The organism is Halomonas sp. BC2 (genome assembly GCF_002078115.1).
In the GTDB taxonomy this organism is placed as follows: Bacteria; Pseudomonadota; Gammaproteobacteria; order Pseudomonadales; family Halomonadaceae; genus Vreelandella; species Vreelandella stevensii.
Window position 1 is genome coordinate 1 of record NZ_LFGT01000028.1, and the last position, 2,111, is coordinate 2,111.

General features: G+C 53.6%; 4 protein-coding genes. All 4 read left to right on the plus strand.

Annotated features, from left to right (window positions below):
* Positions 1-223 precede the first annotated feature (223 nt).
* Positions 224-493 (plus strand): type II toxin-antitoxin system toxin DhiT, encoded by a 270-nt coding sequence (gene dhiT, locus B7L71_RS15775; RefSeq protein WP_081139058.1) that lies wholly within the window; start codon positions 224-226, stop codon positions 491-493.
* Entirely contained in the window at positions 487-1,008 is a 522-nt protein-coding gene (gene dhiA, locus B7L71_RS15780; protein WP_016914639.1) for a type II toxin-antitoxin system antitoxin DhiA, read from the plus strand. Before dhiT ends, dhiA begins: the two co-directional genes overlap by 7 nt.
* 63 nt (positions 1,009-1,071) lie before the next feature.
* Entirely contained in the window at positions 1,072-1,536 is a 465-nt protein-coding gene (locus tag B7L71_RS15785; RefSeq protein ID WP_081139060.1) for an OsmC family protein, read from the plus strand.
* Between the two features lie 97 nt (positions 1,537-1,633).
* On the plus strand, positions 1,634-2,111 hold a 478-nt coding region (locus B7L71_RS15790), incomplete at its 3' end, for a GNAT family N-acetyltransferase (protein ID WP_139790156.1).

Genomic DNA, 2,111 nt, shown 5'->3' on the forward strand with positions numbered 1-2,111 from the left:
CCAGGTGCCCTGACCAATACGGGGTACGCTGGTGCCGCCTAGCTCAATCGTCTGCATATCTTGCTCTCCTGGTGGCATTTCTGTTGCGATGTGGTTCTGACTGCCCGAGGCCATCGCCGTTCATGCACCCAGCGTAGACTATCCGTGCCTCGAAAATTTTCTATTTTGTCTCTTCAAGGATACGTTGCTATAGTCTATTGAAGTAACAGGCGTTAGAGATACCATGCCGGAAATTGATGCGTTGCTAGGCCTTTCTTTTTGCTTGTATTTTTTTGATAACAAGCAACATAAGCTACCCCACCTTCATGTGAAGTATGGTAGCTACGAACTGATCATTGCGATTGAAACGGGTGAGTGCCTGGAGGGCTATCTACCTAACAAGCAGCGTAAGAGAGCGGAGAGCCATATTTTCGATCACCGTGAACAGTTGATGGTGATGTGGCACAAAGCAGTGAATGGCGAAAACCCGGGTAAGCTAGGTGACGTATGCTAAAAATCGTGGATGTTGATGTCATTTCAGGTCATGCCTTGGCGCTAACGTTCAGCGATGGCTACTTCGGCCGCGCTGATCTGACAGCTTACTTCAGTAAGCCTCCCTTTTCTGAGATCAAGGATTTCAAGCGTTTTTCCTTAACACCAGAAGGATCCCTCAATTGGAGCGGCAACGAGCTTTCTGCGGCAACACTGCGTGCTATTACCAAAGGTGAGCAAAAATCCGCAGACGTTTTTGTTAACGTTCAAGAAATGGAAGCCGTCATTAAGCAGGCTTCCTGGGAGTCGATGAAAGAGGGACGCGCCGATATTTTGCAAGCCGCCATTCGCTCTTATGTGGAACAATTTGGTCATAGTCAAGTGATTGCGAAAGCAGGTATCAAAAGTCGCACCAGTGCTTATCGTTCCTTAAAACCTGAAACCAGGCCCAATTTTGATACGCTGGTTCAACTGGGGCACGCAGTGATTGAGCTCGCGCAAGAGCGTGCTGTCAGTATCAACGAGTCTTCCATTTAAGCTGTATTCTGCGTTTACGCATTGAAGGTATTCGCACCCAGCGATTGAGCCAAAGGAACCCTCATGGCCGAATACACCGCTTCCATTCACTGGGCCCGTGGGGCCGATGAAGCCTTTATAGATCAGCGCTATAGTCGTGGGCACGAGTGGGTGTTCGATGGTGGCGTCCGTGTGGCGGCGTCGTCATCGCCCCATGTGGTGCCGTTGCCCTACTCGGTGGAGACCAACGTCGACCCGGAAGAGGCGTTCGTGGCTTCGCTTTCCAGCTGCCACATGTTGTTCTTCCTGGCCCTTGCTGCGCAGCAGGGCTTGGTGGTGGAAAGCTACGTGGACCACGCCGTGGGGGTGATGGAGAAGGGCGGCGACGGGAAAATTGCCATGACTAGGGTGACACTACGGCCCAAAGCGCTGTTTGCAGCGCAAGCACCTTCTGTCGAGACGCTCGAACAGCTCCATCACGCCGCCCATGAAAAGTGCTTTATCGCCAACTCCGTCAAGACCGAGGTCGTGACCGAGATTCAGCTTTAAAGCGGGGCTGTAGGGGCTGCGCAGGATGGCAAAACGTCCTGGCAGCGGTTAGCCTAAGCGGTTGATGGATACTCTCGTTAAGCGGATGGGCACTGCCATGGAACACTCCTCTAACGTCACGTTGGCGCTGGCCGACGCTTCGACATTCGATGCATTCAAGCAAGAACTCAAGGCCTCGTTCAGCGTGGCCGTGGAAGAGGCCTTTGGTGCGGTAGAGCCGGGTCTGATTCCATCGGATGATGATATCGACCAATCCCTGACCGCCCCCGATGCCGTGGTGCATCACATCCTTCTGGATGGCGAGAAAGTGGGCGGTGCAATTGTCACCCTGGAGGCATCGACCCAGCGCAATACTCTGGATCTGTTCTACCTCTTGCCCAACTCCTTCGGGCGTGGGGTGGGCTACCGTGCCTGGCAGGCTATCGAGCAGGCGTACCCCGCCACGCGGGTATGGGTGACCCACACGCCGTACTTCGAAAAGCGCAACATCCACTTTTATGTCAACAAGTGTGGTTTCAAGATCGTCTCTTTTTACCACCGTGACTACCCCGCTCCAGGCGACGAGGCGCGGGGCA

Coding starts and splice junctions, on each gene's coding strand:
- dhiA (WP_016914639.1), top strand. CDS start 487: ATGCTAAAAATCGTGGATGTTGATGTCATTTCAGGTCATGCCTTGGCG.
- dhiT (WP_081139058.1), top strand. CDS start 224: ATGCCGGAAATTGATGCGTTGCTAGGCCTTTCTTTTTGCTTGTATTTT.
- B7L71_RS15785 (WP_081139060.1), top strand. CDS start 1,072: ATGGCCGAATACACCGCTTCCATTCACTGGGCCCGTGGGGCCGATGAA.